The 25,825-nt window shown below is 68.5% G+C and carries 22 protein-coding genes; 11 read left to right on the forward strand and 11 right to left on the reverse strand.

Annotated features, from left to right (window positions below; translation table 11 throughout):
• Positions 1–22: 22 nt before the first annotated feature.
• Both ACVTJA_RS26315 and ACVTJA_RS26320 read right to left on the reverse strand, forming a co-directional pair.
• Positions 23–388 carry a hypothetical protein gene (locus ACVTJA_RS26315; protein ID WP_465840159.1) on the reverse strand — a complete coding sequence of 122 codons (366 nt, stop codon included), beginning with the start codon at positions 386–388 and terminating at the stop codon, positions 23–25.
• Between the two features lie 318 nt (positions 389–706).
• Positions 707–1,555 (reverse strand): lipase family alpha/beta hydrolase, encoded by an 849-nt coding sequence (locus ACVTJA_RS26320; RefSeq protein WP_465840160.1) that lies wholly within the window; start codon positions 1,553–1,555, stop codon positions 707–709.
• Positions 1,556–1,740: 185 nt separating this feature from the next.
• Here ACVTJA_RS26320 and ACVTJA_RS26325 point away from each other — a divergent pair, with 185 nt between their 5' ends.
• The 3 genes from ACVTJA_RS26325 (at position 1,741) to ACVTJA_RS26335 (ending at position 4,768) form a co-directional block, all read left to right on the forward strand.
• The gene (locus ACVTJA_RS26325) at positions 1,741–2,079 is read left to right on the forward strand and encodes a hypothetical protein (RefSeq protein ID WP_465840162.1); all 339 of its coding nucleotides are present in this window, start codon (positions 1,741–1,743) and stop codon (positions 2,077–2,079) included.
• Between the two features lie 10 nt (positions 2,080–2,089).
• Entirely contained in the window at positions 2,090–2,950 is an 861-nt protein-coding gene (locus ACVTJA_RS26330; protein ID WP_465840164.1) for a hypothetical protein, read from the forward strand.
• An 87-nt stretch (positions 2,951–3,037) separates the two neighbouring features.
• Positions 3,038–4,768, forward strand: coding sequence for a hypothetical protein (locus tag ACVTJA_RS26335; protein ID WP_465840166.1), 1,731 nt, complete (start codon positions 3,038–3,040; stop codon positions 4,766–4,768).
• On the opposite strand, the gene ACVTJA_RS26340 is transcribed toward ACVTJA_RS26335, so the two are convergent.
• A complete protein-coding gene (locus ACVTJA_RS26340; protein WP_465840167.1) occupies positions 4,758–5,561 on the reverse strand; it encodes a 4Fe-4S binding protein in 804 nt (267 codons plus the stop codon). The two genes, ACVTJA_RS26335 and ACVTJA_RS26340, sit on opposite strands and share 11 nt — an antisense overlap.
• Before the next feature lie 98 nt (positions 5,562–5,659).
• Positions 5,660–6,985: a hypothetical protein gene (locus ACVTJA_RS26345; RefSeq protein ID WP_465840169.1), complete on the reverse strand. Its 1,326-nt coding sequence runs from the start codon at positions 6,983–6,985 to the stop codon at positions 5,660–5,662.
• Positions 6,986–7,208: 223 nt separating this feature from the next.
• Here ACVTJA_RS26345 and ACVTJA_RS26350 point away from each other — a divergent pair, with 223 nt between their 5' ends.
• Both ACVTJA_RS26350 and ACVTJA_RS26355 read left to right on the forward strand, forming a co-directional pair.
• On the forward strand, positions 7,209–9,905 hold the full coding sequence (locus ACVTJA_RS26350) for a TIR domain-containing protein (RefSeq protein ID WP_465840171.1): 2,697 nt from the start codon (positions 7,209–7,211) through the stop codon (positions 9,903–9,905).
• Positions 9,906–9,976: 71 nt separating this feature from the next.
• Positions 9,977–10,774, forward strand: coding sequence for an alpha/beta fold hydrolase (locus ACVTJA_RS26355; protein WP_465840173.1), 798 nt, complete (start codon positions 9,977–9,979; stop codon positions 10,772–10,774).
• Positions 10,775–10,859: 85 nt separating this feature from the next.
• Here ACVTJA_RS26355 and ACVTJA_RS26360 read toward each other — a convergent pair whose 3' ends face one another.
• The 4 genes from ACVTJA_RS26360 to ACVTJA_RS26375 all read right to left on the reverse strand — a co-directional run bounded on the left by ACVTJA_RS26360 (position 10,860) and on the right by ACVTJA_RS26375 (position 16,884).
• The gene (locus ACVTJA_RS26360; RefSeq protein ID WP_465840174.1) at positions 10,860–12,713 is read right to left on the reverse strand and encodes a caspase family protein; all 1,854 of its coding nucleotides are present in this window, start codon (positions 12,711–12,713) and stop codon (positions 10,860–10,862) included.
• 11 nt (positions 12,714–12,724) lie between these two features.
• On the reverse strand, positions 12,725–14,074 hold the full coding sequence (locus tag ACVTJA_RS26365) for a sigma 54-interacting transcriptional regulator (RefSeq protein WP_465840176.1): 1,350 nt from the start codon (positions 14,072–14,074) through the stop codon (positions 12,725–12,727).
• A complete protein-coding gene (locus ACVTJA_RS26370; RefSeq protein WP_465840178.1) occupies positions 14,074–14,481 on the reverse strand; it encodes a hypothetical protein in 408 nt (135 codons plus the stop codon). Before ACVTJA_RS26370 ends, ACVTJA_RS26365 begins: the two co-directional genes overlap by 1 nt.
• A gap of 69 nt (positions 14,482–14,550) precedes the next feature.
• The gene (locus ACVTJA_RS26375) at positions 14,551–16,884 is read right to left on the reverse strand and encodes a bifunctional serine/threonine-protein kinase/formylglycine-generating enzyme family protein (RefSeq protein ID WP_465840180.1); all 2,334 of its coding nucleotides are present in this window, start codon (positions 16,882–16,884) and stop codon (positions 14,551–14,553) included.
• Between the two features lie 96 nt (positions 16,885–16,980).
• On the opposite strand from ACVTJA_RS26375, the gene ACVTJA_RS26380 reads away from it, so the two are divergent.
• From ACVTJA_RS26380 to ACVTJA_RS26400, 5 genes are all read left to right on the forward strand, one after another.
• On the forward strand, positions 16,981–17,433 hold the full coding sequence (locus tag ACVTJA_RS26380; protein WP_465840181.1) for a hypothetical protein: 453 nt from the start codon (positions 16,981–16,983) through the stop codon (positions 17,431–17,433).
• Positions 17,434–17,506: 73 nt separating this feature from the next.
• Positions 17,507–18,190, forward strand: coding sequence for a hypothetical protein (locus tag ACVTJA_RS26385; RefSeq protein ID WP_465840183.1), 684 nt, complete (start codon positions 17,507–17,509; stop codon positions 18,188–18,190).
• A gap of 146 nt (positions 18,191–18,336) precedes the next feature.
• Positions 18,337–18,735, forward strand: coding sequence for a hypothetical protein (locus ACVTJA_RS26390; RefSeq protein ID WP_465840184.1), 399 nt, complete (start codon positions 18,337–18,339; stop codon positions 18,733–18,735).
• A gap of 6 nt (positions 18,736–18,741) precedes the next feature.
• Positions 18,742–19,317: a hypothetical protein gene (locus ACVTJA_RS26395; protein ID WP_465840185.1), complete on the forward strand. Its 576-nt coding sequence runs from the start codon at positions 18,742–18,744 to the stop codon at positions 19,315–19,317.
• Positions 19,318–19,457: 140 nt separating this feature from the next.
• On the forward strand, positions 19,458–19,865 hold the full coding sequence (locus ACVTJA_RS26400) for a hypothetical protein (protein ID WP_465840187.1): 408 nt from the start codon (positions 19,458–19,460) through the stop codon (positions 19,863–19,865).
• Between the two features lie 108 nt (positions 19,866–19,973).
• Here ACVTJA_RS26400 and ACVTJA_RS26405 read toward each other — a convergent pair whose 3' ends face one another.
• The 3 genes from ACVTJA_RS26405 to ACVTJA_RS26415 all read right to left on the reverse strand — a co-directional run bounded on the left by ACVTJA_RS26405 (position 19,974) and on the right by ACVTJA_RS26415 (position 24,972).
• Complete coding sequence (locus ACVTJA_RS26405; RefSeq protein WP_465840188.1) at positions 19,974–20,576, reverse strand: sll1863 family stress response protein; 603 nt, start codon at positions 20,574–20,576, stop codon at positions 19,974–19,976.
• A 185-nt stretch (positions 20,577–20,761) separates the two neighbouring features.
• Positions 20,762–22,915, reverse strand: coding sequence for a TonB-dependent receptor plug domain-containing protein (locus ACVTJA_RS26410; protein ID WP_465840190.1), 2,154 nt, complete (start codon positions 22,913–22,915; stop codon positions 20,762–20,764).
• A 515-nt stretch (positions 22,916–23,430) separates the two neighbouring features.
• Positions 23,431–24,972 carry a gliding motility protein gene (locus ACVTJA_RS26415; RefSeq protein ID WP_465840191.1) on the reverse strand — a complete coding sequence of 514 codons (1,542 nt, stop codon included), beginning with the start codon at positions 24,970–24,972 and terminating at the stop codon, positions 23,431–23,433.
• 269 nt (positions 24,973–25,241) lie between these two features.
• On the opposite strand from ACVTJA_RS26415, the gene ACVTJA_RS26420 reads away from it, so the two are divergent.
• On the forward strand, positions 25,242–25,742 hold the full coding sequence (locus ACVTJA_RS26420; protein ID WP_465840192.1) for a hypothetical protein: 501 nt from the start codon (positions 25,242–25,244) through the stop codon (positions 25,740–25,742).
• Positions 25,743–25,825: the final 83 nt, after the last annotated feature.

Below are 25,825 nucleotides of genomic sequence, written 5' to 3' on the forward strand. Positions count from 1 at the left end.
GTAGAACCGGCCTCTGCCGGAACTACTGGCAGTGGCCGGAGATCGGCTTCGTTTCGGCCCTGTAGATGTACCCTTTGTGCTCGATGGCCCCGCAGGCAGAGATGCACTTCCCGTTGGTGCCGTGCAGGCGCACCGGGCCGGCGTACAGCTTGAAGTGGCCACTGTCCTCCGCCGCTGGGCCGTCCTCATCACATGTCGAGTCACTGGGGCGCTCGCACTTGACGAGACGGACCGTCATCACCTTGGGCTCGTCCGTCCCCACGGTGGCGATGGCGGTGGCACAGTTGGTCCCGTTGGCCTCGGGGGAGTAGTAGACGACCAGCATGCCCACCTCGCCGATGGGCCGCCTTTCGATGAGCTCTCCAGTGCACGGGTCCGGGTCCGCCATACCCGCCTCTTGGGCAGGCGCGCTCCCCATCGCCAGCGCAACGGCGGCCAGAAGCGTGGCGGCTCCCCTCATGACCGACTGGCGTCAGAGCCTGGCGAGCAACCGGCGCCTCCCCGGATGGAGTCGAACGGGTTGTCCCTCATCGTCTTGCCCTCCTGGCCTCAGAGGAGTATCCGCACGATGCCGCGCACGTGCCATCCGCCTCCGGCGAGGAATCTGGCGGCCACGCCTGCGATGGCCGCACCGCGGCAGCCAGCCGCGCACGCACCGGCCGAGGGTCTGCTTCCTCCCGCGCGAGCTTCGGCCGGAGAGGTCGAGTCAGAGCCCCCGCTCGCGCAGGGCCTGGAAGAGCGAGGCGTAGAAGGCCTCGGCGTCGAAGCGAGAGGACCAGCCAATCTGGGCCCAGTGGTCCGCCTCGACGACGCCGAACACCTCGCCCCACTTCTGCGAGTCCGCGGGCACCACGCCGTCGTTGGCGCCCACGCAGTGGGACAGGTACAGATACGTGGGCAGCAGGACGGGGTTGAGCGCCCGGGTGCGCTGCTGGAAGGCGCCCACGTAGCTGGCATACAGCACGCCGCGCGCGTCCGGGACGAGCCGGTTGAACTCGGCCATCTTCGCCGTCGTCAGGTCGTAGAACGCGTCGGTCCCCACCGTCAGCGCCTCGCACAGCCGCTTGAGGCCCAGCGCGTCTCCGAGCAGCCGCGTGCCCACGTCCGCGAGCGGCGTGCCGTGGTGCGGAGTGCCAATCGTGGTGAGCGACGCCACGCGCGAGGCCAGCCCGAGCTGGGAGATGGCATACCGCGCATCCAGCCCTCCCATGCTGTGGGCGATGATGTTCACCCGCTTCGCATCCAGGCTGCGCACGGCCTGGGCCAGCGCCTCCGCGCGCTGACTCACCGAGCCTGTCGGAGGCACGCGCACCACGTACACGTCCGAGCCGAGCTGGCGCAGCCGCGCGGGTACGCCCTTGAAGTACTCGTGGCGGCGGTCGCCCACTGTCAGCTCATCGAAGCCCATCAGCCCATGCGCCAGCACCACCGGATAGCGCAGGCCCCGCGCCGCACGGCGGACCCGGCGCGAGCGCAGGTGGCGGAACGCGAGCAGCCCCAGGCCCCCCAGCACCAGCAGGGCGAGCAGCACGGCTCCCAGAAGCTCGAGCGACATACGCCGTGAGCATGGCCGTCCCCCCAGGTCGTCATCAAGCGACCGGTGTCGCACCCGGTGCACCGTTGTCCGCGTAGAAGACCGCGCGGTCTTCGAAGGTCCGCGCTCTGGCCAGCCGGCGATAGCGGCACGCCGGGGTGGGCAGGGAGTGCCAGGTGTGGGACGGGCGTCTAGGATGGACCGATATGGGAATGCTCATCGTCGGTGTCTTTCTCCTGACGCTCGTCTGCGGGGGCGTGGTCGGAGTCGCATCACTTCTCGTCTGCCTGTATGCGCGGCGGAAGGGACGCGGCTCCCTGAAGCAGTACCTGCTGATCGCCGGAGGCGTCACGGTGCTGGTGGGCGTGGCGGCCCTGGCATGGATGTTTGGCGGTCCTTCATCGACGGGGGCTCCTTCGGGGATGGACTACGACCGGGTCATCAGTGGAGCGGCCCTGCTCGGGAGCGCGCCCGGGTGCGGGCTGCTCGCCGGGCTCCTGGCCCTGTTCCAGAAGAACGCTCCGGCGCCCGTCACGCAGGCCTGAGGCGCGAGCCATGCCCGTCATTCCGCCCCGCCTCTACGCGATGGTCGCCACCCGGGCGCCAGTGGCGGCGATCTTCCGCCGCGGGCCCGCCGGGTACTGGCACGTCGGTCGCTGGGACCTGGTGAGCGGCGAGTATGAGCCGGGGGCCTGGCTGCGGGGGATGCTCTACCCGCGGCGGTGTGACATCTCGCCCGATGGCTCACTGCTCCTCGCCTTCATCCTGAAGCGGACCGGGGCCGGCTTCCTCGGGCCCGAGCCCGGCCTCCGTGCCTACTTCACGGTGAGCCGGCTTCCGTGGCTGTTCGCCCTCGCGGCATGGGCCGAGAGCGGCACCTGGACGCGCGGCGTCCACTTCGTCGAGACGTGGGCAGGGCAACGCCCCTTCGTGCTCGGCACGCCCGACGCGGGAGACGCGGAGCCGCTCCGGCGCCACTACGCAATCGAAGCCACTCCGAACATCCAGTACGCCGCCGAGCGACGACGGGGATGGACCGAGCACGAAGACTCGCCGGCCCGTGAGAGCGGCGGCCCCTGGGACGAGCAACGCAGCGCCATCCTCCAGAAGGCACGCCCGAAAGGCCCCGGCCGGCTCGTGCTGACCGACCAGGGCCTCGACCTCCGGGCTCCCCGCGTGGAAGGGCGCGCGCCCGCGTTCGCGCTGGAGCGGGCGGGGCATGTCGTGCCTCTCGAGGACGCCGCGTGGGCGGATTGGGACTCGCAGGGGCGCCTCCTCGTGGCGACGGTCGACGGGCGGTTGGAGATTCGCGACCCCGACCACCCGCGATACGCACCGGTGTCGTCGCATTCGCTGGCGGAGCTGCATCCCGCGCCACGGCAGGCACCGGAGTGGGCGCGGCGCTGGTCCAGGTGAGCGTCGTGTCCTCCCTCGTGGGAGTCGGCTGCTACGGTGTGTGTCCTTACAGGAGACACACAATTGCATCTACTCATGAGGCATGAGGTGGGCGCGGTCTCGCGGTGGCGCCGGGGCACGGGCTGGGCGATGGCGCTGTTGCTCGCGACGGCTCCCGCCGCGGCGCAGACCTCCGTAGAAACGTCCGGCGAGGCCAGGCCCCCCGCCGTGGTGCGGGCGCTGGGGCTGGCGGCGGTGGAGTATGGCCAGCAATTCGTCGTCACCTGCGAGGAAGAGGACCCGTCGCCCTTCTTCTACCCGGGCCCTGACTGCGCCCGGGTGGAGGGGATGAGCTTCGACATCCACCGGGACAACTGGTCCTCGAACTACCTCAACTACGACGACCCGCAGGACCCCTCCAACGCGGGATTGCTCACCCGCCAGGGCTATATCTCGCTCCAGCTCGCGGACCCCACCGCCTACAAGGCCCTGGCGCTGCTCAAGGCCTACCAGGCGACTGGCAGGGCTTCGTTCCTCCAGCGCTTCCGGCACGCCTTCCTGCGGCAGATTCTCGACAAGCAGCTCCCCAGCACGGCCCTGGGATTGGGCGCGGTGCAGACCTTCCAGGCGTCCTACTTCCCGGACCCGCAGCAGGACGTCACGCTGGACGCGACGGGAGCCTTCGCCAACTCCGCCACGCTGGCGGGTGGGACGGATGGTGTGCTCGGCACCGCCGATGACGTGCTGACCTGGCGGTGGAACGGTCACGCCGGCTTCAACTTCGCCGCGCTCGCCGAGGTCCTCTCCACCTACGCGCAGCTGACGGGAGACACGCAGGTCCTGCCCGCCATCGAGCGCGCGGGACGCTTCCTGCTGCGGCTGGAGCGGCGCACCGCCACGGGTGAGCCGGAGGGGAGCTGGGCCTACGGCGTCGCGCCGGCCAACGGGTTCCCGAACCGGATGACCACCGGCATCATCGGGCTGACGCTGCTGAAGCTGTCCACGCTGGAGTCGCTGCCCGGGGCCTCCGACTTCAGGGCAGGGGCCCTGCGCGCGGCCACGTGGCTGCGGCAGCAGTCCCCTGCGGGAGTGGACCCGGTCTCCACCGGTGCCGAGCTCCAACTCCTGCTCGCGGCGGGCGAGCAGGGCGCGGCCATCGCCGCGGCGGACGCGCTGCTGGCCCGCGTGACGACGCCCGCGTGGTTCTCCTGGGGGGACCACCGCTTCGCGGATGACCTGCATGCGCTGGGAGGCGTCGCCAGCCCGTGGGGCTCGGGAAGTCTCCAGTCACCCTGGTTCGCCACCTACAACGTCGCCGGCCTGCTGGAGCTGGGCCGGGCCACCGGAAGTGCCCGCTACACCCTCGCCGCCACGCTGCTCGTCGGCTGGCTCTCCGACAAGATGGCCGTGTCCCTGCGCGACGCGGACATCGTGCGCGTCCAGGACCTGCGCGGCGGGCTCGTGCGCATCCACGGAGGAAGCTGGTGGGGCCTGGTTCCCGAGACGTATGAGCCGAACACCGGCACCTACGTGGACTGGAGCGGCGCGGAGGTGCGCACCGTGCCGGGCCTCGTGCTCGAGTGGGTGTCCGCCCCGGAGGTGGACCTCGCGCAGCGAACCCCCTCCTGGCTCGAGGCCGGGCTCGGACTGGACTTCGAGCGGCTGCTCCATGCGCGCGTGCGGGCCGACCCGTACTACGCCCACATCAGCCAGGTGTACCCGTGGAACGGCTGGACGCTCGTTCCGCGAAACCTGGGTGAGGTGAGCCCGTCCATCAACCCGCTGCTGGCCGACGACGCCGCGCTGGCGCTGCTCGACTACGTCGTGCTCACCCCTTGACGTCGATGCGGGAGCGCCAGCTCCCCCACAGCGGAGGGGTGCCCGGGTAGCGGTCCTCGGACTCGGGCACCCCGAGGTGCTCCCTCAACCAGCGCCGGCCGAGGAAGGTGTTGGAGTGGTAGGCGAGCGCCTCGACCGGGTACCTCGACGCGGCGCCCTGGGGGCACGCCCACCGGGCATGACAGGTGGTGTCGCACCGCGCGGATTCGGCGTGGAAGGCGCTGCACCGGTCCACGTCCCAGGTGTCCCCGGGGAAGGCCTGTCCGGGACAGGCGGAGACGCACGGCGCCGGGCAGCCGGAGCAGAGGTCCGGCCCCCCCGGAGCGCTGGCGGGCAGCACCGCGTCCACGAAACAGGCGGCTCGCAGGCCCACCCAGGTTCCGTGCTCCGGATGCATCAGCAACCGGAGCCGGCTGTCGGTCCCCAACCCGGCGAGGTACCCGAGGAGCCGGAAGTCCACCTGGAAGGGCGCATCGGACGCCGCGAAGTACCACCGGCGCGCCAGGTCTCCCAGGGCCACGTCCGCCCGCTGCACCTCTCGATGCACGAAGGCCTCCAGTGGGTGGGGCTCGTGCGTGAGTCGGCGGGTGTCCTTCGCGAGGTCCGCCAGGAAGGCCCGCCACAGGGCCGCGCCCCCGTTGCCGACCACGATGATGGAGCGGGCTCCCGGCATCAGTGCCTGGGATTGGCGGGCCGGTCCTACCCGGGAGTCATATTCGGCGAGGTCCGCCACGCCGAGCAGGTTCAGGCCCGAGTCATGAAGCCGGGCGCGCAGCGCATCCAGGAGGGACATGAGCCCCGGATGATGGCATGGCGGTGGGCGGCGGCGAACCATCCCGTTCATTCCCCATGCTCGTCTGTTCGGAGAGCTCGGGAAACACGCCGCGCCGTTCATTCATCGAGGACGCCCAGGATGTCATCCAGGTCCGGGAAGAGGGACTCGAGCGATTCCAGGAGCTGCTGCTTCTGATTCGGGGGATACGGCGCGTCGCGGATGCATTGCAGGACCCACTCGCGCTCATGGAGGGTCGCGGCGAGCCGGACCGCCGCGTACAGCTCCACCGGGTCATCCATTCTCAAGGTGCGCGGCGCGAGCGGAGGAGACACCGGCCGCATGGGCACAGCGTCGAGGACGGCGTTGAGCGCCGAGACGGCCGCGCGCGCGTAGCGCTCTCCGATGCGGCCATATGCCTGTGTCTCCACGAACGCGGGCAGGTCGCGCTCCTCGAGCTGGATGGCCGCGCCGAACGGGTGCGCCCTCGAGGCGGCGAGCAGCAGCCGCACGGCCCGCCAGGGCCAACCCGCCCGTAACATCGGCTCGGCCGCGTTCGAGTCCAGGAAGGCATGGCGATAGCGGAGCAGGGCGTCCTCGTCGCGCTCTTCCCATCTCCTTGGCTCCTGCGTGCGGGGAGCAGGCTTCTTCCCCTTCTTCGCGCGCTTCTCATCCGCCTTCCGGCGCTTCCGCTCCCGCGCTTCCTCCTCGGCCCGCAGCGTCGCGTCCGAGGCGTGCTTGTCCGCCAGCCTGTCGGACAGGAAGCGCTCCTCGCCCCGCGACACGTCCGCGCGCAGCGCGGGCTCATCGAGCGCCAGCACGTTCAGCACGTCCTCCGACCTCGAAAGCGACCAGAGGAACTCGCGGTCTGCCTCCGGGACTTCTGTCCGGAAGTAGCGTGCGAAGTCGGCCGTGGCCTCGCGGAGCTCCGCTTCCGCCGCGTCGAGCGTGGGCGCATCGGGCAGGTCGGTGATGGAGTGGGGCACGAAGCAGTGCCGCCACACATCCGCCCGATGCTGCTCGTAGTAGGCCTTCGACTCCTCGCGGCTGACGCCCAGTGAGTGGGAATAGCCCTCGACGTGGTCCGTGAACTCCACCACCACGTCAGGCAGTGGGTCCGGTGCACCGGCGTCCCGGTGCCAGGCGCGGGCGTCGAAGGGGACGAAGGCCCGCAGCCGTGTCGCGCCCCGGGCCCGCAGGTGCTCCAGCCAGGCCGCGAACGATGGCGTGAAGCCGCCCTCCACCGGGTAGCCACGAAAATACTGGTGCGTCGTGTACGACTGCAGGAGCGGGAACTCCAACGGGTCGGGGAGCAGCGGCTCACCGGCGAGCCTCGTGTTCCCGTAGACGACGAACTGGAGCCGCTTCGCGAAGCCCACCCAGTGGGGGCCGCCACGATGCGGGACGCGTTCGTAGAAGGAGAGGTGTGGCGCAATCGAGCTCATCGCGAAGAGGCCTCCGCGCGCGAGCGTCGCAGAGGCGTTACCTCCGGGCCAGCATTCACTGGCACCGATGCCCACATCGATTGCCAGCGCATTCGTGCGGAGGCGTCGTCGCTTTCGGGTGAGTACATTCTAGACTTCTACGTCTGGCAAACCACCACGCACACGGCTGGCGCGAGGTCGCTCTTCACGGGGGCCTTGCGATGCTGACAGGGACACGCGGCCCATGAACGACGCGGAGCGACTCGTGGCGGAGGAGGAGGCTGGGAGCTCGGTGGCGCCGCTGAGGGAGCGGCTCGTCGACTACTTCTTCGGTTTCGACTTCTTTGTGTCGTACCGCTGGGCGGACGGCAGGCTGTACGCCGTGAAGCTGCGCGATGCGCTGGCTCGCCGCGGCCTGGTGGTGTTCCTGGACAGCAGTGATTTCGCGCGGGGCGACAGTTGGAAGAAGCAGGCGCAGCGCGCATTGCGGCGGAGCAGCCGTCTGCTGGTCGTGGGGAGCCCACGGGTGCACGAGTCCACCGCGGTGCTCAAGGAGCTGGAAGTCTTCTCCAGCCTCGGCCGCAGGCTCATGCCCATCGACATCGCCGGAGCGCTGGCGCCCGGTCGCGACGGGCCGCTCATGCGCTATCTGCCTCCGGAGTTGCTCCGGTTCGTGGAGCCGTCCAGCGCCTGCCTGGTAGATGGGCCCTCGACCGAGGTCATCGAGGACATTGTTTGTTCGTTTGACCTGATCCGGCAGCACGCGCGCAGGCTGCGCTGGCTGGTTTCGACCATCGTCGTGCTGCTGGGCTTGCTGGTCGCCGCCAGCACGGCCGGAGCGTACGCGCAGGTGAAACGCGAGGAAGCCGCCGCGGAGGCCAGGGCGGCCAATCTCGCCCGCGAGCATTCCGAGAACCGGAGGCTGCAAGCAGAAGCGGCGCACGCGGACGCTGTCCTGGAGAATCCGCAGCAGTGGGCAGCCGGGTTGGCACTGGTGACCGCGGCGGCGGCTTCGGATGTGAAGATGCAACCGGAAACGATTGAGGCACTGCGCTTCGTGCTGCTGCGAGCGGTCTGGCTCGCCACTCCGTATCGAGTCGTCGTTCCCGATGCATCGCGTACCGCCACCTCGGCGTTCCTGCCGGCCAGTGCCCGCGTGGTCGCCGTCGGTGGCGATGGCAATGTGCGGACGTTCGACCCCGTGACGGGCAGCGCTTCTCTGGTTCCGCTGGACCGGCGGCGCGAGGGCAAGCTGCGGAGGATCTCCTTCGCTGCCGACGAGGCCAGCGTCGCCGCGGTCGATGACCACGGAATCGTGGACGTCTGGCGAGCCAACGGAGAGCGGGTGCGGACCATCGCCACGGATGCCCCGGGCGTGGTCGGCGTCTTCCTGGCCGCTGACGGCCGGCGAGTCATCACTGCGGGCTCTGACGGAGCGCTCCGGAGCTGGGCTCTGGACGGCGGTGCCGATGAGCTGCTCTGGCGCGGGCAACACCCCATCCTGGCCGCCTCAATCTCCGCGGACGGGACTCGCATGGCAATCGTCGATGACGCCCCAGGGGCGCGCATCATCGACCTGACCCGTCCTGCGAACCCACTGCCGCTGCTCACGAGCCCCGCGACGGGCCGCCTCGTCACCATCGCTTTCTCCGCGAACGGGGACCGGGTCGTCACCGGGAGTCAGGCCGAGCTCGTCGAGGTCTGGGATGCCAGGACGGGCCGCCGTGAGAAGGACCGGCCCGGTCATTATGGAGAGGTGAGCGCGACGGCCTTCTCGCCCGACGGGACGCTCGTGGTGAGCGGCGGGCAAGATGGCACCGTCCGGGTCTGGCATCTGGCAAGCGGCCAGCAACGCATCTTCTTCGGACACCTCGGACCGGTGGTCTCCATCGCATTCTCCAAAGATGGAGAGCACATCCTGTCGTCGAGCGAAGACGGCACGGTGCGGCTTTGGGATGCGCACCCGGAGCGCGCGTTCGTCGTCATCGACGGGAAGATGGCGGCGCAGTGCGGACAATCGGTGACGCGCGACGGGGAGCGCATCGTCACGCTCGACCGAGAGGGTGTCGTTCGCATTTCAGCGACGCGCACGGGGCAGGTGGTCGCCAGAATGCCCCGGGAGGAGAAGGGCCCGTTGGTGGCTGCGATATCGCCCGACGGGAAGTGGGTGGCGACCTCGGGAGACAAGGTGCCGCCGGCAATCTGGGACGTGGCAACCGGTCGGCTCCTGCGGCGGCTTCAGGAGCCAAAGGATTGCAATACGCTTGCCTGGTCCAACGACGCGACCCGGCTCGCCATCGCTGCCAACAGCGGCGCAAGAATCTGGGAGCTCACGCGCGACGGGCTCCGCGATGTGGCGTCTCGCGAGAAGGTCTACGCGGCCGTGTTCTCGCCGGATGCAAACCAGGTTGCTTCGCTGGGCTCCAGCGGAGTCATCTCGATCTGCGGAGCGGAGCAGGGCAGCGAGTGCTCGCGCCTGGATGCACATTCGGTGTACGGGGGCGTGGCGTGCTTCAGTCACGACGGCGGGTGGCTGGTGAGTGGAGGCGCAGACCGGCTCGCGCGGCTGTGGCAGTTGCGAACCGGCGGGAACGTCACGCTTCCCGCACACGGTGATTCCGTCGATGGGGCTGTCTTCGCACCGGGTGACGAGCGTGTGTACACGACGAGCGCGCAGGAGCAGACCGTTCGCGCATGGAACGCCGCGACCGGGGACCTGCTCGGTCGCGTGAATCTCCCTTTCGTGACCGACGCCGCGCTCGAGCTTCCCGGCGACCGGCTTGCCGTGACGACGGGAGTGCAGACGTGGATTGGCTCGATGGACTCGAGCGACCTGCTTGCGCAAGCCTGCGCGGTGCTCCGGCCGCTCGAGAGTGTTGCTGGAATCAAGCGCGACACACTCGAGCAGGTTCGACGGGACTGCGCGCGGCTGGGGCGATAGCGCGACCTGCTCGGGGGCTCGCTCTCGACTTGAACTTCACCTACGAAGCCGCTGCAGGTAGGAACAGGTCCATGAAGACCTGGATGAGTGGAGTCTGCGAAACGTACGGCATCAACATCCACTACCTCCGAACCGGAGGCGCCAACCCTCCCGTCGTTCTGCTCCATGGATTGCTCGGGAACGGCGCCTGCTGGGCTCCCTTGGCGCGCGTGCTCGAAGGTGAATTCGACGTCGTCATGCCCGACGCCAGGGGGCACGGCGGTTCGAGCGCGCCGCACCACGGCTACCGGTACGAAGATCACGCGAGCGACGTCGTGGGCCTCATCCGTGGCCTGGAGCTCTCTCGTCCGGTTCTGCTTGGCCACTCGATGGGCGGCATGACCGCCGCGGTGGTGGCGAGTCGAGGGGTAGGGGGCATCCGCGGCCTCGTCCTGGTCGACCCGACGTTCTTGAGCCCCGAGCGCCAACGCGAGGTGCGCGACAGCGACGTCGCCGAGCAACACCGCCGGGCCCTCGGCTCACACAAATCTGACCTCGTTGCACAGGCTCGAGCCCGACAGCCGCGTCGCTCGCCCGAGATCATCGAGCTTCTTGCCGAGGCGAGGCTGAAAACCCGCATGGGCGCCTTCGACGTCCTCACACCGCCCAACCCCGAGTATCGCGAGGTGGTGAGCGCGATTGACGTCCCAATCCTCCTCGTCATTGGGGACAGCAGCCCCGTCGTCACGCTCGAGATGGCAACGGAACTGCGGAGCCTCAACCCACGCGTGCGAATCGCACAGGTACAGGACGCCTCCCACGGCCTTCCGTTTGACCAACCCGAGCGCCTGGGCGAGGTGGTCGCGTCGTTCTTGCGTGAGCTGGCTTAGCTGCTGCAACTCGCGCTCGAGTCTCCCCACCCCGGCGGCGCGGGATGTTTGCCGGCGCGGTGAAGTCTTTCCTGGTTCATCGGACCTACGAGCCGGGGCGTTTGCGCGTTTTCTTCTTCGCGGCCGGGGACTCCGACACATCGAAGATGAAGACACTGCCGTCCATGCATCCGAGGAAGAGCCCCTTCCCATCCGCGGTGAATGCGGCGGAGGTCACGTCCATGGAGGGCGAGTCGAACACCGCGAGGAGCGCGCCGTTGGAGGCATTCCAGAGGCGCGCCGTGCCATCCCTGCTGCCTGTGAGCAGGCGCCGGCCGTCGGGTGAGAACTGCACCGCCGTTGCTTCGCGGGAGTGTCCCTCCAGCGAGAATGCGCACTCACCCGTCCGGGTGTTCCAGACGCGGGGAACATTCATCAGCCGCTCCGTTACGGCCAAGACCCCACCGTCCGGAACCGGGTCCCCACCTCCCGCCGCCAGCCACCTTCCATCCGGCGAGAAGGCCAATTTCCTGAATGGCCCCATGGCACCTCCTGGCACGGAGAGCTCCCGAAGCCATCTCAGCTCCCGGGGACGGACCTCCCAGAGCAACACCTTTCCGTCGTGCCCCGTGGTGGCCATGAGCTTGCCGTCGCGGCTGAAGCGAATGCGCTCCACGAGGCTTTCGTGCCCCTGGAGCACGGCCTCCCATCCGGACTGCTTCAAGCTCCAGAGGTGGACGTCGCGCTCGGTCCCCAGCGCGAGCCAGCGGCCGTCGGGGCTGAATGCCACGGATGCGAAGGGCGGCCCGTTGTCAGGATGGAAATCCATGGTGGGCTCGTAGGCGCCCACGCGCCACAGCCGAGCCACACCATCCCCGCCTGTCGTCGCGATGAGCCTTCCATCCGGCGAGAGAGCGGCAGCCGTGACAGCCTGCGGGTGGAGATAGGGGTTGCCAGACGGCTTGCCTGTCTTCGCATTCCATAGCCGCACAGTGCCGTCCTCGCTTGCCGTCAACCAGCGAGTGCCGTCGCTCGATGCGGCGATGTCATGGACCCTCTTCGTGTGGCACTCGAGCCGGCGCACCTGGAGGCGCTCCAGCGCCTCCGGGGAGGAGAGTCGGGAGGGGTCGGCAATTGCCAGGTCGGCGTCGAACACCTCCATCTCCGGGACCTGGAGTGACGCCACGGGCTGTTGCTTCCACCACTCCCGCAGCTTCGCGGTGACGTAGGTCGCCAGTTTGCCGGTCGTGACCAACTGCGTCGCCGGATCCACGGCTTGTTTCCGGAGCCCCTCCAGCACGAAGTAGGTGAAGGCGCCATGCCCGAGGCTGTCGGACTCGTTGGCAATCTGCCCGTCGCTGCAGCTCGCGAGCACCACGATGCCCTGCGCGTCCAGGTAGGCGCCCCGCATGAAGGCCTCATGGTCGCCGTTGTCGATGACCTCGCGTCCCGACTCGCCGCTCTGACAGGCATCCATGAGCAGCACCAGCCGCTTCGAGCGCCCCTCCCGCATCAGGCGCTTCACCTCGTCCACGGTGAGCGCGTGGGCGTAGGTGTCCTGTTTCCACTCCGCATCGGCGAGCAGGAGCAGCGTCTGCCCGTTCTTCATCTTGCCGTGACAGGAGAAGTGGACGAGCACGAGGTCCTCGGGCTTCGCCTTCCGTACGAGCGCCCGAAGCTCGCGGACCACGTTCTCGTACGTGGGCCGCATCTTCGCCGCGTTCCCGTCCTGGAGCGTCTGGACCTGGTAGCCGTAGGCGCCCAGCACCTTCTCCAATTGCCGCACGTCATTGACTGCATACTTGAGCGGCTTCGCGCTCAGCGGGCGATGGTCGTACTCATTGACTCCAATCAGCAGCGCATGGCGCCGGGCTACGGGCCCGAGGAATCGCTCGACCTCGTCCTCCTCCGGGGAGCCGAAGGGGTTGTCGTCCGCGCGCGCGGCGTTGCGTCGGGTCATGGCGAGTCCTCTCACGTACCGCCGCGCTCGCGGCGGAAGGTCTTCACGTCGAGGTTGTGGTGCTCCACCCAGCGATACACCTGCTTGCGTGAGCGTTTCATGGCCCGTGCCACGTCGGCCACCACGCCCCCGTGTTGCCGCAACAGTTCCTCGAGCCGGGTCTTGTCGGGCGGAGGCTCCTGCGCCGCGTCTTCGCGCGCGTCCGGGAGCGCCTCGGCCGTCGCGGGAGCCGCGGCTTCCGCTTCGTGGCGAGAAGAAGAGGTGAGCAGCTCCTCGGCCAGCGCCCACCCGTAGGGGCCGGTTCCGCCCTGGATGCGGAGCCGCTTCGCCAGCGCGAGCACCTCGCGCACGTTGAAGGGCCAATCATGCAGGAGCAGCCGCTCCACCAGCTCTGGCTCCAGCACCGGCGCGGGCACCGCGAGCCCGTGGGCCAGCAGCAACGGCACGTCCTCGCGGCGCTCGCGCAGGGGCGGCAGGTGGATGGGAAACTCAGCGAGGCGCGCGTAGAGGTCTCCCCGGAATGACTTCCCGGCCACGGCCGCGCCCAGGTCCTTGTGCGTGGCGGCGATGATGCGCACGTCGCACGGCTGCTGCGCAGTGGCGCCCACCGGAAGCACGGCGCGTTCCTGGATGGCCCGCAGGAGCTTGGGCTGCAGCGCGGCGGGCAGGTCGCCCACCTCGTCCAGGAAGAGGGTGCCACCTTCGGCGGCGCGGAACAGCCCCCGGCTCGCCACGGCGCCGGTGAAGGCGCCCGCCACGTGTCCGAAGAGCTGGCTCTCCGCCAGGCTCTCCGGAATGGCACTGCAATTCACCGGCACGAAGGGGCCCTTGCGTCCGGACAGCTCGTGCAGGGCCCGCGCGGCCACCTCCTTGCCGCAGCCCGTCTCTCCCAGCAGGAGCACGGTGACCTCACTCGGAGCCACCTGCGCGAGAAGGGCGCGCAGGCGGCGCGCGGCCACCGAGGTCCCCAGAAGCTCGCGCACCGGCGCGTCGCCGAGCCCCTTGGGCTCCGCGCTGACCAGCAGCAGCGAATCGCCCACCGAGACGACGTCACCCTCCGCGAGCGGGGACTCGGTGATGCGCCTGCCATTGACAAAGGTGCCATTGCTGCTGCCCTCGTCCACGAGGCGCAGGTCACCCAGGGGGCCTCGGTGGACGCTCGCGTGGCGGCGGGACGCGCGGGGGTCTCCCGGAATGCAGACACCCTGTTCCACCTCGCGGCCGATGAGCAGCCCGTCACGGCCGGGCACGTGGTGCCGGGGCGGCGACAGCAATTCCCTCCCCGAGTACACCAGCACGAGCGTTTGGGTGACGGCCGGCCGGGAGACACGAACCGGCGGTTTCTTCTCGGTCGTTTTCATTACTTGTGGGTGATGGGCTTCTCGGTCGGGTCCGGTGGGGGCTCACGCCCTCCGATGAGCTCCGCCAGCCTCTTGCGCGGCAGGGCAATTTTCGTGGCGACGACATGAATGGAGCCCTTCGTGCCGTTGTGCATGAAGGCGCCCTTCTGGGGCAGCCGGAGCTCGCTCCCTGCCTTGACGCCGAGATCCTTGATGCGGGACATCAGGCCGATGCGAACGAAGTGGGACTCGGCGTCCATCTGCAGCACGTAGACGAACGCCTGGCCCCTGGGGAGCTCGCCCTCCACGGCGAAGAATCTGCCCTCGCCAAGATGGATGGCCTCATCCGGCTCCAGGCGCTTCGGACGACCCTTCGAATCCAGGTACTCGATCGCCCACGATAGCTTCTTCAGCTCGGTGCTCTTCATACCCCCTCCTCACATCAGAAAATGTTCCGGTCCGAATCGCACGCGGGCCAGGGGACGCGCGGGGCGACTTCAATCCGACGCGCAGCGGAAGCCCAGGCCCGCCATCACGCCCCCGCGCTTCCAGCGGCTGCGCGTGGCCGCGCGAGACATGAACGCATCCGCCTGGTACGAGCCGCCCCGGAACATGCGCAGGTCCTCGGGAATGGAAACGCCGGGCTCGGGGGCGCGGGGATTCACGCACTCGCCACAGTCCGCGTAGTACGGCCGCGTGAAGGCATCTGCCACCCACTCGGCCACGCTTCCGCCGAGGTCATGAATCCCTTCGGGCGTCACGTCGTCCGGGGCCGAGCCCACGTCCATCCGCGTCGCGGGAAGGTGCCCGCATCCCCATCTGGGCGTGCGTCCGAAGACGACGCCTTCACATCGTGGCGGCGCGGCGCCCCAGGGATGGACGCGGCGCTCCACACCACGCGCGGCGAGCTCCCACTCTGCCTCGGTGGGCAGTCGCTTGCCGAGGAGCTGGCAGTAGCGGGATGCGCCGTCCCAGGTCATCTGGACCGCTGGCGCGTTCTCCGTGCCGGGCCGCACGGCGAAGCGGCCCTTCGCGGCGGGCTCGATGCCGCTGGCCCCAGGATGGAGGTCCACGAGCAGATAGCCAGAGGCCCGCTCGTCGACGAAGCGTGGACGGTGGTCGTCCCGGTCCTCGCGGATATCCACCGCGGACGACATCAGGTTGAGGAACGCGGTGAACTGTTCCTGGGTGACCTCGTACCGGTCCATCTGGAAGGGCGAGAGCGTGACGTCATGTGCCGGCAGCTCGCGTTCCAGCCGCTTGCGGTCGTCGGCCGTGCAGCCGCCGGGCATGCTCGCGCACCAGGCATCGAGCTCCTCGGGCGTGCTGCCCATGCGGAAGCGGCCTCCCGACAGCCACACCATGCCATCCAGCGCCGGAGCCCGGGGGCGAGGGCGCTCGCTCTTCCTCGCGACGAGCCAGGCCACGGGAGCCGCGATGAGCAAGACTCCCATGGTCACACCCGCCAGCGTGCCGGGCCTGGGGCGGGAGAAGGGGAGCCGTGGCGCGGGGCTCCGGGCATGCGCGTTTGCAGGGGGCGTCCACGGCTCCGGCGGGGCGGTGTCGTGTGCGGGCTTTCGCTCAGCGAAGCTGGGAATGGCGTCCCGCGAATGCGCCGCGAATTCGCCGTGCGCTGGCTTTCGTTCCTCGGCGGTGGGAATCGCGTCCTGCGCGCGCATCGCGAGGAGAACGTGCTCCGGCGCCGGTCTTCGCTCCTCGACGGTGGGAATCGCGTCCCGTGAATCCCCCTCATCCGAGAGACGTTGGGGCACCGAGGCCTCGGAGACGGGCGCTGCGTCCGGAGTCTCCCGCTCCAGGTGCTGGAGTTGTTCCACCAGCTCCGCCATGCGCGGACGGCGGGAGGGCTCCTTCGCCAGCATCCGGCGCAGCAGCGCGGGAAGTGCCCCGGGCACGCGGACCCGCTCGGGCAGCGGAGGCGGCTCCTGGAAGAGGTGCTGACGCATGACGGCCGATGGCTCGCCCTGGAATGGAGGCCCGCCCGTGAGCAGCTCGTGCAGAAGGACGCCGAGCGCGTAGACATCCACGCGGTCATCGAGGTCCTCGCTTCCCGCGCACTGCTCGGGCGCCATGTAGAGCGAGGTCCCGAGCACGACGCCCTCGGTGGTGCGTACGCTCCCATCGCCGACGAGCACGGCGATGCCGAAGTCGAGCAGCTTCACCCGCTCGCCGCCGGCCGCCTCCTCGTCGTGGACGAGCATCACGTTCTCCGGCTTGAGGTCGCGGTGGATGATGCTCCGGGCATGCACCGCGGACAGCGCGGCGGCGATCTGCCGGGCGATGCGCAGGGCCGCGCGGGTCCCCAGCGCGCCAGCGCGCGCGAGCCGCTCCCGGAGCGACTCTCCCTCGACGCGCTCCATGAGGATGTAGGGCACTCCCGCCGGGAGCTCACCGAAGTCGAAGACGCGGACGAGCCCGGGATGATGCACGAGGCTCACCGCGCGGGCCTCGTTGAGGAAGCGCGGGCGGGACGAGGCCCGGCCCGACGGGTCCTGGAGCACCTTCACCGCGGCGCGCTGTCCGATGATTTCGTGGACGGCCTCGTACACCACGCCCATGCCGCCGCGAGCGAGCTCCCGCGTGATGCGGTACTGGCCCACCACCGCCCCCAGGAGTGGATCATCAGGCTGCATCTTCGCGGCTCCCTCGGCGTGCGCGGGCACCTCGTCCATGAAGCGGCGGCAGTATAGCGGACGCGAATCCCACCATGTCGACACGGGGCGCGGAGCAGGGGAGTCAGCCACGTCGCCGTCACATGTGACGGCGCGGGCGGCGCGCGGGCCGTCACACCTGCCCAGGCCTCGCGCGCGCATGCTCCGGCATCGCCTCCAGAGGGAAACAGCGCAGGCACGCGGGGTGCACGAGGGCCCGGGCGACGCAGACGCGTCGAATCCCATCCCGAGGAACCCATGAACCGTCACACCCGCACCGTCGTTGCCTCGCTGTTCGCGCTCACCACCTTCGCCGGTACCGCGCAGGCGCGCACCGTCTCCGGCTTCAGTGGCAAGCCCACCAACCCCGCTGACGCCGCCTGCTTCTCCGAGTGGTACGGCACGCTCACCAACAACTGCACCGGAACCCGCGTCCTCGAGTACCCCCTGCCTGTCGACACGTCCGGCTCCTACTGGGGCTACGTGAATGCCTACGGCGCGACCAGCGCCAACACCGTGGGCTGCCAGGTGTACGGCCTCAACAAGGAGGTCACCCTCGTCTGGTCCGGCGCCATCGTGTACCTGTCCACCTTCGGTGCCTCCGCGGGCATCGAGCTGGGCCGCGCCTACGTGCCGGACCTCGGCACGCTGAACATCGCGTGCTGGTTGAACCAGGGCGGGCGCGTGAACAGCGTGAGCTGGGGCCTGTAATCACACACCGGGCCGCCGCTGTCACTGCTTCACGGGCCGCGGCGGCCCTTCATTCTTTCGAGGGGAATGTCCCATGAAGACCTGGCATGTCCTGGCAGCGGGCACGGGCGCTTGTGCGTGGCTCGCCGTCTCACTCGTCCAGCAGCAGCACGCGCGTGAGGAACTCCAATCCCTCTCCACTCGCGTGGAGCAGATGGCCACGGCGCGGCGGGAGCCGCTTCCGCCCACGGAGGACCTGCCCGGCACGGTGGTGCGTGAGGTGCGGGTCGAGGTGCCGGCGCCCGCTCCCACGGCCCCAGCGCCCATGGCCGCGCAGGAGCCGCTTCCGGGGCCCGTCACCGCGCCCGCGCCCGTTCCGGCGGAGGTGGTGAGCGAGCGCATCGAGGAGCGCTTCGGCATGGAGCCTCCCGACACCACCTGGGCCCGCGACGCGGAGCACCTCGCGGAGGGGGGCGTGCGCGCGGCGCTGCCGGACCACTCGCTGCTCCGGTCCGTCGAGTGCCGCGCGAGCATGTGCCGCATCGAGACCGAGCACGTGGACCCCGAGCGCTCGCTGAGCTTCGTCCGCACCGCGTTCATGACACCGGGGCGGCAGGTGTGGAACGGCGGCTTCCTGTCGATGCGCGCGGAGGACTCGGCCGACGGCAAGGTGGTGACAGTCACCTTCCTGGCTCGCGAGGGCCGGGAGCTGCCCATGCGGGAATTGCTCGCGCCCGTGGACGGCAGTGGGGGCCTGGAGGCCCAGGCCATACAGTGAGGTGGATGTCTGGGAATGATGCCGCGCACGCCGCAATGCGCCACGGCGCGGAAAAGCACACTCCCAGCGAAGGGATTTTTTCTCCCCCGTTCATCGGGTGTTCGGGATTTCCCCGAACATATGAACTCCCATGAGGGGGGCTGGAAATGAAGCGAATCCTCAAGACGTGGACTCCGGTCGTGTCGCTGGCGGCGCTCGTCGCGGCGCCTGCGGCGCTCGCCGGGCTCAAGTCGGAGTCGGCGTACTGCTACAAGAACACGGATAACTCCGGTGGTTGCTATGGAAACCTGCTCGGCTTCCGCAACCATACCGGCGCCAACACGTACGCGTACTTCATGCAGTACTACTCCGGCAGCAAGTACTTCTACGCGGCGTACACGTCCGGCACGACGACGACGTACTTCAACTGCACGCCGAACGCGACCACGGGCGCGCAGTGGTCCAAGGCCATGAACCACCAGGGGTACTTCTCCATCTACTGGGATGCCACGGGCGCTTGTACTTCGCTGTATCTGAGCAACGGCAGCAACTACTCCAACTTCTGAGCCGCCATGTCTGTCAATGCCCTGCGTGGATGGCTCCCGGGCCTCGTCCTGGCCCTGGGAAGCGGAGTGGGTAGCTGGCTCGCGGTGAGCCAGGGACAGCAGGCCCAGGAGCTGCGGATGCAGCAACTGTCCGACGAAGTCGCGTCGCTGCGCCGGGTCGTGCGGGCGCTGCCGGCGCCGGCTTCCGTCATGCCTCCTGGAGGCAGCGCGGCGGGCGTTCCACCCACCCTGGAGTCGGGCGCGGCACGGCCCACGTCCGAGGACCTGGATGCCATCGCCGCGCGGATGGTCACCCTGCTGAAGCAGTCCGGGGCACTCGCCGAGGGCTCGCATGCCGCGGAGCCTCCGGCGCCACCTCCACCCCTGACTCCTGACCAGCAGGCGGCCGCCACCCGGGCCGACGCGTTGGTGGATCGGGTGGTTTCCAGCGGGCGCATGACAGCCGACGACGTCCGCGACATTCGCCGTGAGCTCATGCAGCTCGGTGGACGAGCCGAGGCCGAGGCGCTCCGCCGGCGAATCGTCGTCGCCATCAACCAGAACCGGCTCACCCCGCCGGACGATGCCGAAGGGCTGCCGTAGGGCCCGCTCGACACGCCCGGGCAGGAAGGTGTCTGCCTGATGGAAGCACCCCGGGAGGACGCGTCACGCGCTCCTGGAAGCAATCCACCCGAAACCCATACGGGGCTCGGCCGCGCGCTGGCCCCTCCAAGGAGAAGACAATGAAGTCCCTGCACCTGAAGTCGCTGACCCCGGTGGTGGCGCTCGCCACCCTCGGCCTGGCCACCGCCGCGAGCGCGGGCCTGCAGTCGCAGAGCGCCAACTGCTACCAGTACACGGATGGCTCGGGGTACTGCTACGGCAACATGATCGGCTTCCGTGAGGATGCGACGACGACCTCGTACGCGGCCTTCCGCGAGTACGAGGACGGCACGCGCAGCTTCTACGCCCGGTTCACGGTGTCGGGCGCCACCACGCCCAGCACGTACACGTGCATCCCGGACGCCACGGTGTCCTCCATCTGGAACCTGGCCCTGAGCACCCGCGGCTACTTCTACGTGTCGTGGAACACCGCCGGCACCTGCACGTACCTCCGCCTGAACAACGGCTCGAACTACTCGAACTTCTAGGCGGCGGTTGGGATTGATGCCCGGGGTGGGGTGAAGCGTGACCCCGCCCCGGGCTTCATCCACGGCCGGGCATGGACGGCGGATAGGTGCATGGCCCGCGAGTCCGGCTCAGCCCTGCTGCGAGGGCTGCTCCCGCTCGGACTGCTGCGCCTTCACCGTGTCCTCGCGGATTTTCTCGGAGCGTGCGCACAGGTCATTCCATGCGGCTTCGTACTCCTTCTTCAGCCGAGGCCACTCCTTGCCCTTGCTCTTCATCAGGTCCTTGAGCACCGCCTGGGTGTTCTGGAGCGAGCGGCGCAGGAAGGTGAATTCCTCTCGGGTCAGCAGCGAGCTCTCGGCGCGGCTCCGGGAGAAGGACGCTTCCCAGCCGTCTATCTGCGCGCCCAGGGTCCGCAGCTCCGCGTCCCGCTTGCGCTCATAGCCCGCGTGGACGACCTCTACCTTCGTCTCCACCTCGGCGACGGCCTTGTCGGTCGCCTCGTAGGCCCTGCGCAGCTCCGCCTTGCCGCCCTCGAAGTCCTCGGTCCCTCGCTTGCGAATCGAGTCCAGCTTGCGGCGGAAGTCGTCCATCAGCTTCTTCGCTCCGGACAGCTCCTTGATTTCGGCCTTCGCCTCGCGGACGTCGGCCGAGGCCTCGGCTTCGGCAATCTGGGCGTCGAGCCGTTGCTTCTCCGCCTCCATCTTCTTCACATAGGCCTCTTGCTCGGTCATGGCTGCCGGCTCCTCCCCGCTGGCTGTTCACCTCAGGGAATGGATGAGGCGCCCCGGCCGGGACGAGTACCGGCCAACGGGCATGAGCCGAGTGCCTGGAGCCCAGGGGCGGCGGGCCGGGCACCGTCGCCCTGCCTGGCGGCGGCGCGGGTCCTTGGACAGCATGGACTCCAGCGACGTCCCGGTCAGAACTGGTAGCTGGCCTGCAGCGAGACTTCGCGGCCCTGCTCCCGATAGCGGCCCTGCATGTACTGCGCGGCCACGGTGTCCTGGTTGTCGAGGAGGTTGAAGCCATGCAGCGAGAGGTCGAGCCCCGTGAGCCCGACGTTCTCCACCGAGAGTCCCAGGTCCACGTAGACTCTGTCGTTGGAGTACCCCCACGAGCTGGTCTCATGGAAGAACGTGGGCTGGCGCGTGAAGTAACGCACGCTGGGACTGACGAAGAAGTCTGCGCGAGGGCTCCAGTCGACGCCGGCATTCGCGGTGAACGCCGGGCTCGCCGCCATCTCGCCGCGGTCCGACTGCGGGACGTTTCCGAACGACGTGCCCGGGGCGGTCTGCTTGAAGCGGGTGGAGGTGAAGGCCATGTTCCCTCGGAGGAACAGGTTCCGGGACAGCGCCGCCTGGCCCTCGAACTCGACACCGCCGCCCTCGAAGTCGCCGACGTTGGTGAAGGGGCCTCCCCAGGAGATGAAGTCCTTCAGCCGCTCGTAGTAGACGGTGGCGGCCAGGCGGGCGGAGCCGAGGCGGACGATGTTCTGCCACTCCAACGTCGAGAGCACCTCGGGACGCTGGACCAGCGGGTTGATGCGCGCCCAGTCAGGAGCGCTCGGGTTGTCGCTGCCCCAGACGGCGTTCAGCGGCCCCGCCCAGGTGCTGGGGGTGCGAACCGCCGTGTTGTACATCACCTTGCTCGTCCACTGCTCGAGCGGCGTCACCACCACCGCGAGCCTCGGGCTGAAGTAGGTGTGGTTGAACCCGAGCATCGAGTTCTTGTCCAGGCGGCCCGCGGCCACCAGCTTCACGCTGGCGTTCAGCCGGAACTCGTCCTGCACGAAGAGCCCGAGCGCAAAGGTGTCATCATCCTGGACGAGCTTGTGAATCTGATTGAAGGGCCCGTCATAGGAGGGGTCATCCGGAGACCAGGAGAAGATGGAGTTGTTCCGGTTCTGCTCCATCCTTCCCTGCAGGCCGAACTGGAGGTGGTTCCTGTCCGTCTGGTGGGTGAAGGCCTGCTCCACGCTGTAGGCCTGCTGCGCGAGGTCGTAGCTGCTCTCGCCCTGCAGCTCCGGCGCCCCTTGCGTGAACATCCGGACGAGCCGCTTGTTGTCGTAGCTCAGGCTCGTCCGGCTCGCGAAGTGGTCCGTCCAGCGACTGTTGTTGCGAATCGTGAGCCCGTCGACGCGGTCATAGCGCTTGCCGTCCAGGCCGGTCGGCTCTGACACCGCGTGCTTGAGGTCGGGAAACGACTGGTTGAGCGACGTGGCCTGCACCTCCCAGCCCCGGTACCCGGCCCTCAGGGTCATGAAGTAGCTGGGGTCCAACCGGCCCGTGTTCTCGTTCCCGGTGAGCACCGGAGCGCCGTGGTCCACGGGGCTCCAGGCGTCCCAGCCCTTCCGGTACATGCCCGTGAACGTCCCCACCAGGAAGCCCTCGTCTGCAATGGTCGTCCCTACGATGGCCGTGCCATTTCGGAGGTAGTTGCCGAGCGCCGCGCTGACCTCGTTCTCCCTGGCATCACGGGTGATGATGTTGATGGTGCCGAGCAGGGACTCCGTCCCGTAGAGGACCGAGCCGGGGCCGACGATGACCTCCACCCGCTCCGCGATGGAGAGGTCGATGGGGCCGTTGAGGAAGTCGGATTCGACCACGTTGGCGATGGAATCGCCGTTGATGAGGATGGCGAACTTCTCGTTGTCGTTCGGCGCGATTCCCCGGGCCTGCAGCGTGAACTGCACGTCCTTGTGAAAGACGCCAAATCCAGGGACTGTCCTCAACAACTCCCTGAGCGTATGAAAACCGCGATGTTTGATTTGCTCCTTCGTGAACACGTACATCGTATTGGGGGCGTCATCGACGGATTCCTCTTTTCTCGATGAAGTCACCACCCGGACGTTCAGCAGCTCCTCCAGGGACAGCTCGCTGATGTCCTGAGGGGGGGCTGCCTCTTCCAGTGACGTCGCGTGGGAAGAGAAGGGTGACAGCGCGATACCTGCAGACACGAGCCACGGAATTCGCCGCAAGAAGAGCCTCGGTGTGGGTGCGAAGGAGATGGCCCGTGCACCGTGAGCAGCGGCCGGCCCTCGTTCGGACCCTGATGCCGGGGCGAGGGATGCCATCCCTTGCCGATGTGCTGTTCATCGATGCCACGTGCCCAGAGCAGGAGAGCCCCCAACTGCATGGAAAAAGCATGTTTCATGCCGCGGTCGGGGGCCTGAAGTATCGCATGGTTTCGAACACTTCGCTGGTGTCAGCATTGACGACGAGGTCAGCTCCATCCCACTCGCCATCCCAGCGAGCAGCCAGGCGCTCATGAGCGGGTAGCCTGACGAGCCCATGCGTGAATCCTGGCCCGACCTCGCATGCTCGCCGTGGAGTGGTGCAATCACTCGCACCAGTCCTGGGAGATGTCTGCATTTTTCGAAACAGGTGCCTTCTCTTGCCGGGGCACGCTTGGAAAATGAGCCCGGTGGCAACGACAACCTGAGCGGCTTCGTCAGCCCCGCTTGCTCGGGGAGTGGCTCAAATCCCTGAGGTCACGTTGCCTTGATGGCCTGGCTTCATCGCAGGTCTCCGCCATCGCTCCTCCCATGGGGGAGGAGCTTCGGCACCTGTCTGGTGCCTCTACAACCTGCTAGAAGTCCCGAATCGCATCCATCACCGAGACCAGCGCCTCTCGATTCAGGGGCTCGGCGGGAGTCCCTGCGGTGGACCGGAGCTTCTCGTCCACCGCGTCGATGATGCTCACCAGCGCGTCGTATATGTGCTCTCGCTCCTCGGTGAAGATGAAGGTGTGGCGAGCATCCAGCTTGTTGAAGCCCTCGATGTATGCCGTGACGATGGGCGTGAGCGCGGACACGAGGGCGGCGGGTGAAACGTTCTCCTCGGCTGCGGCCTCGAGTGCGGCGGACCTTGCCTGCCGGTACAGCGCCGCGGCCTTTTTGGCCTGGGCAGGGGTGATGTTGTCGGCCCCGTCCCAGATACGAAAGGGATTGTCCAGGTTCTCCGCCAGCCAGTCGGCCTTGCGCGGCTGCCGCACGGACAGGTCCAGGCCCTCGCGAGCAGCGGCCTTGTAGTCTTTCTTCACCTTGGCGGCGACGTCGGCGGGAATGCTCGTCAACCAGAGCATCCCCAGGTTCGGGAAGCGCCCCGGGCCGGGGAACTCGTCGGGTGACATGCCGAATATGTCGCTCAGCGTCAGTGTCTCCAGGGATGGAAGTGCCGCCAGCTCGGCGGTGTTCCTCAGGTAGCCAGGCGCGCCCCAGATGCGCAGCTCGGTCAGGCTCGGAAACCGTCGCACGATGCTCGCAACATCCACGTCGCGGGCGGAGTTCACATTCATGCCGTCCAGGGCGTCCAGTCCGGACCAGTTGATGGCCGGGTTGCTCGTGTTCAAGGTCAGCCAGCGGCCCGCGGCCTCACCGTGAATCTTCAGCTCCGGGCCGGCCTGGCCGACCAGGGACAGGAACTCCAGCCCTTCGTTCAGGTAGAGCTCCTGGAGGCCCGTCACGTCGAGCGTGAGCCGGGTCAACCGGGCTCCACGCAGGTCGATGCGACACTCACCGTGGTTGCGCACGTCCGACTCGTAGACAAAGGGGCGGCGGCGGATGAAGTCGAACAGGCCGGGGATGGGGGCGTCGGCGTTGACGGAGGTCAGCAGCGGCAGTGCCTCGAACACCGACAGGTCGGGCGCGGCGGCGAGGCGCTCCGTGTCGAGCCGCTGCGTCGAGCGGCGCACCTCCATGTCGCCCAGCATGAACAACACGCGCTTGTCGCGAGCGGCGTCCATCTGCTTGAAGAGGTCGCGCTCGGCCTGGGGGATGGCTTCCCAGCGGCGCTGATTGTAGAGGTGGCTGCCGGAGGGCCAGCCACTGTAGCTGTTGACGTCCTCGACGACGAGGGGCGGACGGTGGCCCACGAGGGTGTAGCCGCGAGGAACCTCGGCGGATGCCCAGACGTGTACGCGGTGGTCCTTCCAGAAGAAGAAGTTGAAGTTGGCGGGCGCCATGGCCGCCACCGCGGAGGAGTCGGGCAGGGTGGGGCCCACCCAGTCCAGCGCCAGCACGGAGGCCATCTCCCGCTTCCCTTCGACCTTCAGGGCGGTGACCTGGACCGCCGAGTAGGCGCCGAGCCGAGGGGTGTAGACAGCGAAGATATCTCCAGGCGTGGGCTTCATGTTCGGGCGACTCCTCAGGCGGGTGGTACGGCTCTCTGGCCCGCCAGAGAATCGACAGCATCTACATCGTGGGCTGCTGAGGAGTCGAGCGGCGCTCACCAGCGCCCGCGCTCCCAGCCCCTCTACGGCCGAGGGCTCCCCTTCACGCCAGCCCAGTTGAAGCCACTCAACCGGGGGACCCGTGCAACAGGGGGCCTGCGTGCCCAAGCATGTATGGCCCGATGACACAGCGCCCACGGTTCGTGTCTGGCACTCAAGGAGGAATCATCATGAGAAGGCAGACCCCGCGTCTTCTGTGGGTGGGAGTGCCCCTCCTCGTCGTCCTCGCGGTCATCGGCGGAGCGGCGGTCGCCCAGCCGTCCCAGGTGACGAACCCGGCACCGGGTGCGGCCGGCACGTCCGACGAACCGGTCAATGCATTCAAGCAGATCTCCAGTTCGAGCAATCAGGCTGACAACCCCGTCTTCACAATCCCCGCCGGCAAACGCCTGGTCATTGATTATGTGTCGGTCAAGGGCACGGTGCCGTCCGGAGACTCGGTGTCGGGTATCCACATCAACAACCCGGTCGTGCACTTCTTCGTCGTGAATGACCAGGGCACCGACATCAACGGCAAGAGAGTCTTTACGGCCGCGCAAAGCTTCCAGGCCACGCTGGGTCCTTTTCCCGTTCCGACCAACGTCGTCATCCGAATGGAGCGGAAGACGTTCGGGGCCGGGAATGAGGCCTCACTCGGAGTGTCCCTCGCAGGGCATCTGCTGAATCCATGACCTCCCACCCGGGAGCCCGGCCTCTCCCAATGGGCTCCCACGCAGGTGCGGAGGAGGCGAGGGTGGCGCTCGACGCTGGCGCC

This window comes from Pyxidicoccus sp. M6, assembly GCF_055568925.1.

What these genes read in the sequence shown, in the direction of transcription:
- ACVTJA_RS26415 (WP_465840191.1), bottom strand. Translation starts at nt 24,972, where the DNA reads ATGAAGCCCACGCCTGGAGATATCTTCGCTGTCTACACCCCTCGGCTC.
- ACVTJA_RS26380 (WP_465840181.1), top strand. Translation starts at nt 16,981, where the DNA reads ATGAACCGTCACACCCGCACCGTCGTTGCCTCGCTGTTCGCGCTCACC.
- ACVTJA_RS26350 (WP_465840171.1), top strand. Translation starts at nt 7,209, where the DNA reads ATGAACGACGCGGAGCGACTCGTGGCGGAGGAGGAGGCTGGGAGCTCG.
- ACVTJA_RS26330 (WP_465840164.1), top strand. Translation starts at nt 2,090, where the DNA reads ATGCCCGTCATTCCGCCCCGCCTCTACGCGATGGTCGCCACCCGGGCG.
- ACVTJA_RS26360 (WP_465840174.1), bottom strand. Translation starts at nt 12,713, where the DNA reads ATGACCCGACGCAACGCCGCGCGCGCGGACGACAACCCCTTCGGCTCC.
- ACVTJA_RS26400 (WP_465840187.1), top strand. Translation starts at nt 19,458, where the DNA reads ATGAAGTCCCTGCACCTGAAGTCGCTGACCCCGGTGGTGGCGCTCGCC.
- ACVTJA_RS26320 (WP_465840160.1), bottom strand. Translation starts at nt 1,555, where the DNA reads ATGTCGCTCGAGCTTCTGGGAGCCGTGCTGCTCGCCCTGCTGGTGCTG.
- ACVTJA_RS26410 (WP_465840190.1), bottom strand. Translation starts at nt 22,915, where the DNA reads ATGGCATCCCTCGCCCCGGCATCAGGGTCCGAACGAGGGCCGGCCGCT.
- ACVTJA_RS26365 (WP_465840176.1), bottom strand. Translation starts at nt 14,074, where the DNA reads ATGAAAACGACCGAGAAGAAACCGCCGGTTCGTGTCTCCCGGCCGGCC.
- ACVTJA_RS26390 (WP_465840184.1), top strand. Translation starts at nt 18,337, where the DNA reads ATGAAGCGAATCCTCAAGACGTGGACTCCGGTCGTGTCGCTGGCGGCG.
- ACVTJA_RS26405 (WP_465840188.1), bottom strand. Translation starts at nt 20,576, where the DNA reads ATGACCGAGCAAGAGGCCTATGTGAAGAAGATGGAGGCGGAGAAGCAA.
- ACVTJA_RS26355 (WP_465840173.1), top strand. Translation starts at nt 9,977, where the DNA reads ATGAAGACCTGGATGAGTGGAGTCTGCGAAACGTACGGCATCAACATC.
- ACVTJA_RS26420 (WP_465840192.1), top strand. Translation starts at nt 25,242, where the DNA reads ATGAGAAGGCAGACCCCGCGTCTTCTGTGGGTGGGAGTGCCCCTCCTC.
- ACVTJA_RS26395 (WP_465840185.1), top strand. Translation starts at nt 18,742, where the DNA reads ATGTCTGTCAATGCCCTGCGTGGATGGCTCCCGGGCCTCGTCCTGGCC.
- ACVTJA_RS26345 (WP_465840169.1), bottom strand. Translation starts at nt 6,985, where the DNA reads ATGAGCTCGATTGCGCCACACCTCTCCTTCTACGAACGCGTCCCGCAT.
- ACVTJA_RS26370 (WP_465840178.1), bottom strand. Translation starts at nt 14,481, where the DNA reads ATGAAGAGCACCGAGCTGAAGAAGCTATCGTGGGCGATCGAGTACCTG.
- ACVTJA_RS26375 (WP_465840180.1), bottom strand. Translation starts at nt 16,884, where the DNA reads ATGCGCGCGCGAGGCCTGGGCAGGTGTGACGGCCCGCGCGCCGCCCGC.
- ACVTJA_RS26315 (WP_465840159.1), bottom strand. Translation starts at nt 388, where the DNA reads ATGGCGGACCCGGACCCGTGCACTGGAGAGCTCATCGAAAGGCGGCCC.
- ACVTJA_RS26385 (WP_465840183.1), top strand. Translation starts at nt 17,507, where the DNA reads ATGAAGACCTGGCATGTCCTGGCAGCGGGCACGGGCGCTTGTGCGTGG.
- ACVTJA_RS26325 (WP_465840162.1), top strand. Translation starts at nt 1,741, where the DNA reads ATGGGAATGCTCATCGTCGGTGTCTTTCTCCTGACGCTCGTCTGCGGG.
- ACVTJA_RS26340 (WP_465840167.1), bottom strand. Translation starts at nt 5,561, where the DNA reads ATGTCCCTCCTGGATGCGCTGCGCGCCCGGCTTCATGACTCGGGCCTG.